Source organism: Caulobacter sp. P1_B12_2 (assembly GCF_056406675.1).
In genome coordinates this window covers 1-6,851 of sequence record NZ_JBFTZS010000249.1, presented here as the reverse complement: position 1 = coordinate 6,851, position 6,851 = coordinate 1, and the positions used below count along the sequence as shown (strand labels likewise).

Here is a 6,851-nt window from a genome sequence, read left to right as displayed (position 1 = left end):
CCAGGAGACCCGCGAGACCGCCGGCCGCGCGCGCCGCCTGGAGACCCTGGAGCGCGACCACGCCGACTGGTCCAAGCGCCGCGAGGCCTCGGCCCGGCGCGAGACGAGCCTTGAGGCCGACCGGGTCAAGGCCGCCGCCGCCGTGGACGCCGCCCGCGAGGCGCCGACCGTGCTGGCCGAGAAGCTGGTGCTGATCGTCGAGCAGTTCGCCGCCGCCGAGGATCGCCGCGCCAAGGCGTCGGACGCCCTGGAGGCCGCCGAGACCGCCCGCTTGAACGCCGACCGCGCGGCCCGCGCCGCCGAACAGGCCGCCTCGGAGGCCCGCGAGAAGCGCGCCGCCCTGGTCGCCACGCTGGACGCCGTCCGCGACCGCTTCGCCGAGGTGGCCACGGCCATCCGCGAGCAGGCCCGGATGGAGCCCGAGGAGCTGGGCCGCCACGTGGCGGGCGAGGCCGTGGCCGTGCCGAAGGACGCCGCCGGCGTCGAGGCTCACCTGTTCGCCCTTGAGCGCGAGCGTGACGCCATCGGTCCAGTCAATCTGCGGGCCGAGGAAGAGGCCAACGAATACGCCGCGCGGCTGGAGACCATGCGCACCGAGCGGGCCGACCTGTCGGGGGCCGTGGGCAAGCTGCGGGCCGGCATCGAGGAGCTGAACGCCGAGGGGCGTGAGCGTCTGCTAGCCGCCTTCGAGATCATCAACGGTCACTTCAAGACGCTTTTCCAGGCCCTGTTCGGCGGCGGCGMGGCCGAGCTGCGGCTGATCGAGAGCGACGATCCGCTGGAGGCCGGGCTGGAGATCTTCGCCTGCCCGCCCGGCAAGCGCATGGCCTCGATGAGCCTGATGAGCGGCGGCGAGCAGGCCCTGACCGCCAGCGCCCTGATCTTTGGCGTCTTCCTGGCCAACCCGGCCCCGATCTGCGTGCTCGACGAAGTCGATGCGCCGCTGGATGACGCCAATGTCGACCGCTACTGCAACATGCTGGACGAGATGCGCCGGCGGACGAAGACGCGGTTCATCGCCATTACGCACAACCCGGTGACGATGAGCCGGATGGATCGGTTGTTCGGGGTGACCATGGCCGAGCGGGGGGTCAGCCAGTTGGTGAGCGTGGATCTGTCGACGGCCGAGCAGTTGGTGGCGGCGCAGTAGGGCTCAGCGGCTCACGGACTTGCCCCCACCTGACCGCTTCGCGGTCTGTCGCGGCGAGGGGGCGGAGGACGAAGAAGGCGCGGCGTCCTCTTCCCCCTATGGGGGAAGACGGCCGAAGGCCCGCAGGGGGGCAAGTGTTAGCCGCCGAAAAGCCCGACGACCGCATGCCTCAACGGATTGGCCGGGTCCGACAACAGCTTCACCGCCATCGCGCACGACATCACCACCAGCAGCGGCCGGATCAGCTTGGCCCCGAACCGCATCGCCAGCCGCGACCCCACCTGCGCGCCCAGGAACGCCCCGGCCGCCATCGTCAGCCCGATCGGCCAGACGACCGCGCCCTTCAGGATGAACAGCATCAGGCTGCCGACATTCGACGCCGCGTTGGCCAGCTTCGTATGGGCCGTGGCCTTCAGCGCGCCGTAGCCCAGCAGGGTGACGATGGCGACCATGTAGAAGGCTCCCGCCCCGGGTCCGAAGATCCCGTCGTAGAAGCCGACTAGCGGCGCCACGCAGAAGGCGAAGACCGGCACGGTCAGGCGGGGCGAGGCGTCCTCGCCCTTCAGGCCCTTCGAGAAACCGAAATAGAGGGCGATGACGATCAGCAGGATCGGCACCAGGGCCGCCAGGAAACGGGGCGACAGCAGGCTGGCGCACAGGGCGCCGCACAGGCCCGCGACGGCGGCCGCACCGGCGACCGGCAGGGCGGTCTTCCAGTCGATCAGGCCGCGACGGGCGAAAGCCGTGGTGGAGGACAGCGCGCCGAACGCGCCCTGCAGCTTGTTGGTGCCCAGGGCGGCGACAGGGTTCATGCCGGTCAGCAGCAGGGCCGGGACGGTCAGCAGACCGCCGCCGCCGGCGATGGCGTCGAACGCCCCGGCGATCGCGGCCACGACGAACATCGTGGCCAGCAGGGCGAAATCGACGTGCATCTTACTCAAGCCCTCGCGTGGTCCGCCCTTGGACGGGCCGGAACCACGCGATAGAGCGAGCAGTCGTCGTGATTACTTCTGGCGCGCCTTGCGGGCGGCGTACTTGGCGTCGCGAGCGATCTTCTGCTCGGCGGCCGACAGAGCCTTGCGCTCCTTGCGGTCGGCGCGCTTCTCGGCCAGGGCGGCTTCTTCCCGCGCCAGGATTTCCTGACGGGCGGCTTCCTTGACGGCGGCGCGCTCGGCGCGAACCCGCTCCAGTTCGGCTTCGCGCTCGAGGTGACGCTGGTCGAAGTTGGGGTCGGTGACGGTGGGCTTCGGCTTCATCTTGGCCAGCATCGCCTTCTTGGCGTCGGCGGCGGCGGTGATGCGATCGGCGAAGCCGGTGTTCTTCAGATGCGACATGAATCTTCTGGTTAGTGGAGAGTGCGCTCCTAAGACCCCAAAACGCCGGAAAAAGCAATTGACGATCCCCTCGCCGCCGCTTGGGCGAATGGACGCGGGGCCGCCGCGCCCTGGATCTTCACACGGCCCCACCGGTTCCGCGACGGAACCGGCCACCGCGAAACCGCCGCCGATCACGTAAGGGCGCGATGATTCCGACGCCTCGCTCGAAAATCTCCAAAAGCCGTTATAAAACCGCAACTTGACGGTATACCACCTAACCTTGACGCACCGCAGCGCGCCCTATAGGTTCCGCCGCGATCAAGCCGGCCGGAAAACCGCCTCTATTGGGGCGGCCGCGGGCGTTTTCGGACCTGACCGCTCCCATGCCCAAGGCCGACGAACCGAACGACCAGGCTCCACAGAGCCTCGACGCTCGGATCGCCGCCTTCGAGGCGCGAAAGGCGGCGGAACAGCCGATACGCGCCGAGCACGAGAAATCGTCCCAGGACGGCTATCGTCTCCTGGCGGATCTGATCGGAGGCGTTTTGGTTGGGCTCGGCTTCGGCTGGCTGCTCGACCGCTACGCCGGCACGGGGCCCTGGGGCATGGTCGGCGGTCTGCTGATCGGCATGGGGATCTCGATCTACACCGTCGTCCGCAAGGCGACAAAACTGAGCGCGCAGGCGTCGGCCAGGTCCGCCAAGGACGTAACCGACGGTGACACGGGAGGCGGGTCTACCGCCCCCAAGCAGAAGAGAGACTAGGGCCTTGGCCACGCCGATCGACCCGATGCACCAGTTCATGATCCAGAAGATCGTGGAGCTGCCGTCCTTTACTGTCCCGGGTCTGGGCGCGATCGACCTGTCGATCACCAATTCCGTGGCCGCCATGCTGCTGTCGGCGTTCCTGATCATCACCTTCTACGCCTTCGCGGGCAAAGGCGCGGTGATCCCGGGCCGCCTGCAGACCGTGGGCGAGATGCTGTATGGGCTGGTCGACGGCCTGACGAGCTCGATCATCGGCCACGACGGCAAGAAGTACCTGCCCTTCGTCTTCACCCTGTTCGCCTTCGTGCTGTTCGCCAACCTGCAGGGCATGCTGTTCGGCTGGACCGGCAACTTCCTGGGCTTCACCTCGACCTCGCAACTGGCCGTGACCCTGACCCTGGGCATGCTGGTCATCCTGACGGTCGTCGCTGTCGGCTTCGCCAAGAACGGCATCAAGTTCTTCAAGCTGTTCGCCCCGTCGGGCGTGCCGTGGCCGCTGTATTTCCTGCTGGTCCCGATCGAGATCATCTCGTTCCTGATCCGCCCCGTCACCCTGGCCCTTCGTCTGTTCGGCAACATGCTGGGCGGCCACGTGGTGCTGAAGATCTTCGCGACCTTCGTGGCCATCCTGCTGGCCATGGCCCCGGCCTACTGGCTAGTGGGCCTGCTGTCGCTGACCTCCGTCGTCGCCCTGACGGCCCTAGAGTTCATGGTGGCCTTCCTTCAGGCCTTCGTGTTCGCGGTGCTCACCTGCGTCTATCTGAACGACGTCGTGCACCTCGACAGCCACTGATCAACCTTTAGTCTTTCAACCAACACACCACTTCCCAAGGAGTCTCAATCATGGACGCTTCCGCCGCTAAGTTCATCGGCGCCGGCCTGGCTATGCTCGGCATGATCGGCGCGGGCATCGGCCTGGGCATCATGTTCGGCAACTACTTCCAAGGCGCCCTGCGTAACCCGACCGCCGCCGCTCAAGAGCGTCCGATGCTGTTCCTGGGCATGGCTCTGACCGAAGCCCTGGGCATCTTCGCCCTGGTCATCGCCTTCCTGATCCTGTTCTCGAAGTAAAACCCTGGAGCGCGGTCGGTCCTCAGGATCGACGGCGTTCCAGACTCGTTCTTCGGGCATTTTCACTTCTCGAGAATGCTCCAACCTAAAGAGGCTTCTTCGCCCATGGCGACGGAACATCACGGCACGGTCGAGTCGACTGAGCCCCCCCACGGGCAGGAAAGCGGCGGGCTTCCCCAGCTGCAGTTCCAGCACTGGGGCGGCCAGATCGTCTGGCTGTTGCTCATCTTCGCCGTCCTCTTCGCGGTGCTGTCCAAGGTGCTTCTGCCCCGGGTCAGCGGCGCGATCGAGACCCGCGGCGCCAAGATCGCCGGCGACATCGCCGACGCCCGTCGTCTGAAGGACGAAGCCGAGGTCCAGGCCCGCGCGGCCGCGGCCGAGGTGGCCGAGGCTCGCGCCAAGGCCCAGAAGACCGCGGCGGACGCCAAGGCCAAGGCTTCGGCCCTGGCCGCCGAGCGTCAGGCGAAGGAAGAGGCTGTCCTGGCTGAAAAGCTGGCGGCCGCCGAAGCCCGCATCCAGGTCGCCCGCGACGAGGCCATGGCCCACGTCCGCGAAGTGGCCTCGGACACGGCCGGCGCCATCGTCGAGAAGCTGACGGGCAAGGCGGCTTCGGCCGCCGAGCTCAAGGCCTCGCTGGCCTAAGGAGAGACGACGATGGAACACGAAGCCCTCTTCGATCTCGCCAATCCCGAACTGTGGGTCCTGGTCGGCCTGGCCGCGTTCATCGGCCTGCTGGTCGTGCTCAAGGTCCTGCCGGGCGCCCTGTTCGCGGGGCTCGACGCCCACGCGGCCAAGATCAAGGCCGAACTCGACGAAGCCCAGCAACTGCGGGAAGAGGCCCAGGCCCTGCTCGCGGACGTGAAGGCCCAGCGGGAAGAAGCCGAGCGTCAGGCCGCCGGCATGATCGAAGCCGCCAAGGCCGACGCCGCGTTGATCGCGACGGAAGCCAAGGCCAAGCTCGAGGAGCAGATCACGCGCCGCGCCGAAATGGCCGAACGCAAGATCGCTCAGGCCGAGGCCCAGGCCGCCGCCGACGTCAAGTCGGCCGCTGTCGACCTCGCCGCCCAGGCCGCCGAGCAGATCCTGGTCGCCCGCCTCGCCTCCGGCGGTTCGGACGGCCTGGTCGACACGGCGATCGGCCAGATCGGCTCGAAGCTGCAATAGCGGTTTCGGACTTGCGAAAACATCAAGGGCGCGCTCCTCGCGGGGCGCGCCCTTTTTGGTGGTCGGTGAGCGCTCCGCCCCCTTTGGGGGCGGAYAGACCGCGTAGCGGTCAGGTGGGGGCAAGTGGTGGGTGGCAAGAAGACAGCCGGCTAGCGTAGCGCGGCGAGCACTTGCCCCCTACGGAYCGCTTCGCGGTCGTCTTCCCCCACAGGGGGAAGAGACGCAGCCTAAACCGGCTGCTTCTTCAACCAACGCCGCTTGATGTGCTTGCGGCCGCGCTTGAGCACCCGCCAGGACGCCTTGCGCAGGAACAGCTTCTCGGACCGCAGGAGCTGCTGCCAGGCCACCAGCATGATCTCCGGCTCGCGACGCATCAGCCTGCGGATCGGGAAGATCAGCTTGGGATGCCGACGCTGCCAGCGCAGGAAGCGGCGCTTGGCCTGGAACGAGTTGCGCAGCACGATCATCAGCCCGACGACCAGCAGCGGCAGCCCCAGGTGTCCCGGCAGCGGCGTGAGGATCACCCCGGCCAGCAGCACCAGTATGCCGAAGGCCAGCGCCGCCCAGCGGGCGACACGCCCCGCGGTTTCCCGCAGGACGAGGGCCAGACGGCGACGGCGGCGGTATAGCCTCGAAGGCAGTCTGGCGAGCGTTTCGGCCGCCGAGCTCACAAGCCCTGCTTGGCGGACTGGCGCTTGAGAGCGCCGCGCTTGAGCGACTGGCGCCAGCGCTTGGCCACCCGCCAGCGACGCGGCATGACCACGCGCTCCATGCGCAGAACCTGCTGCCAGGCGACCGGCAGCACTTCCGGCTCACGCCGCAGCAGGCGGCGCAGCGGGAACAGCAGCTTGGGGTGGGCGTGCTGGAAGCGGACGAACTGCTTGCGGGCCCGGAACGAGTTGCGCAGCACCAGCATCAGGCCGGCCACCGTCAGCGGCACGCCCAGCGGGCCGGGCAGCGGCGCGATCAGGAAACCGGCCACGATCAGGATCAGGCCCAGCGTCACCAGAACGACGCGCGAAATCCGCCCGAGAAGCTCGCGGGCGAGTTCATCAGCGACGGAGAAGCGCACGGGCGGCATGGCGAGGGCAAGGTTCATGGCAGGGAAAAACGGGTCCAGTGGTCCGTTTGATCCCGGCGACGGCCGGCCTCCTCGGCTCACAGAACCCGATATGAGAACGGGGCGCCCTCCCGTAAAGGCGCCCCGTTCCGATTCGTCAGACTGTGGCGCCTATTCCGCCGCCAGTGGCGCGGCGGCCACAGGTTTCCACCTCAGACGTGGTTTACGCGCCGCGAGTGTCTCGTCCAGGCGCTTGAGCGGCGCGTGGTAGGGCGCGCCCTTGAAGCGGTCGACGTCGCCGCCCTTGGCGGCGCCGGCCCCGG

The 6,851-nt window shown here is 68.2% G+C and carries 11 protein-coding genes; 6 read left to right on the top strand and 5 right to left on the bottom strand.

The features are described 5' to 3' along the window. On the top strand, positions 1–1,150 hold a 1,150-nt coding region (locus AC1DZ6_RS15620; RefSeq protein WP_477098072.1), incomplete at its 5' end, for a coiled-coil domain-containing protein. Positions 1,151–1,287: 137 nt separating this feature from the next. On the opposite strand, the gene AC1DZ6_RS15615 is transcribed toward AC1DZ6_RS15620, so the two are convergent. Continuing rightward, positions 1,288–2,082 (bottom strand): TSUP family transporter, encoded by a 795-nt coding sequence (locus tag AC1DZ6_RS15615; protein WP_477098075.1) that lies wholly within the window; start codon positions 2,080–2,082, stop codon positions 1,288–1,290. A 72-nt stretch (positions 2,083–2,154) separates the two neighbouring features. Next, a complete protein-coding gene (locus tag AC1DZ6_RS15610; protein ID WP_477098071.1) occupies positions 2,155–2,484 on the bottom strand; it encodes a DUF6481 family protein in 330 nt (109 codons plus the stop codon). A gap of 365 nt (positions 2,485–2,849) precedes the next feature. Between AC1DZ6_RS15610 and AC1DZ6_RS15605 the strand changes: the two genes are divergently transcribed. The 5 genes from AC1DZ6_RS15605 (at position 2,850) to AC1DZ6_RS15585 (ending at position 5,468) form a co-directional block, all read left to right on the top strand. Beyond that, positions 2,850–3,230, top strand: a complete 381-nt coding sequence (locus tag AC1DZ6_RS15605) for an AtpZ/AtpI family protein (RefSeq protein ID WP_477098070.1) — start codon at positions 2,850–2,852, stop codon at positions 3,228–3,230. Between the two features lie 25 nt (positions 3,231–3,255). Beyond that, positions 3,256–4,026 (top strand): F0F1 ATP synthase subunit A, encoded by a 771-nt coding sequence (locus tag AC1DZ6_RS15600; protein WP_477098074.1) that lies wholly within the window; start codon positions 3,256–3,258, stop codon positions 4,024–4,026. 50 nt (positions 4,027–4,076) lie between these two features. Then, a complete protein-coding gene (locus AC1DZ6_RS15595) occupies positions 4,077–4,304 on the top strand; it encodes a F0F1 ATP synthase subunit C (RefSeq protein ID WP_018061086.1) in 228 nt (75 codons plus the stop codon). Between the two features lie 105 nt (positions 4,305–4,409). Continuing rightward, on the top strand, positions 4,410–4,946 hold the full coding sequence (locus AC1DZ6_RS15590; protein ID WP_477098069.1) for a F0F1 ATP synthase subunit B family protein: 537 nt from the start codon (positions 4,410–4,412) through the stop codon (positions 4,944–4,946). Positions 4,947–4,958: 12 nt separating this feature from the next. Continuing rightward, complete coding sequence (locus AC1DZ6_RS15585; protein WP_477098068.1) at positions 4,959–5,468, top strand: F0F1 ATP synthase subunit B; 510 nt, start codon at positions 4,959–4,961, stop codon at positions 5,466–5,468. A 227-nt stretch (positions 5,469–5,695) separates the two neighbouring features. Here the strand turns inward: AC1DZ6_RS15585 and AC1DZ6_RS15580 are convergent, their stop codons facing one another. The 3 genes from AC1DZ6_RS15580 to AC1DZ6_RS15570 all read right to left on the bottom strand — a co-directional run. Continuing rightward, on the bottom strand, positions 5,696–6,139 hold the full coding sequence (locus AC1DZ6_RS15580; RefSeq protein WP_477098067.1) for a hypothetical protein: 444 nt from the start codon (positions 6,137–6,139) through the stop codon (positions 5,696–5,698). Continuing rightward, the gene (locus tag AC1DZ6_RS15575) at positions 6,136–6,567 is read right to left on the bottom strand and encodes a hypothetical protein (RefSeq protein ID WP_477098066.1); all 432 of its coding nucleotides are present in this window, start codon (positions 6,565–6,567) and stop codon (positions 6,136–6,138) included. Before AC1DZ6_RS15575 ends, AC1DZ6_RS15580 begins: the two co-directional genes overlap by 4 nt. 132 nt (positions 6,568–6,699) lie before the next feature. Further along, positions 6,700–6,851 (bottom strand): hypothetical protein (locus tag AC1DZ6_RS15570; protein WP_477098073.1); only part of this gene is annotated, 152 nt, incomplete at its 5' end.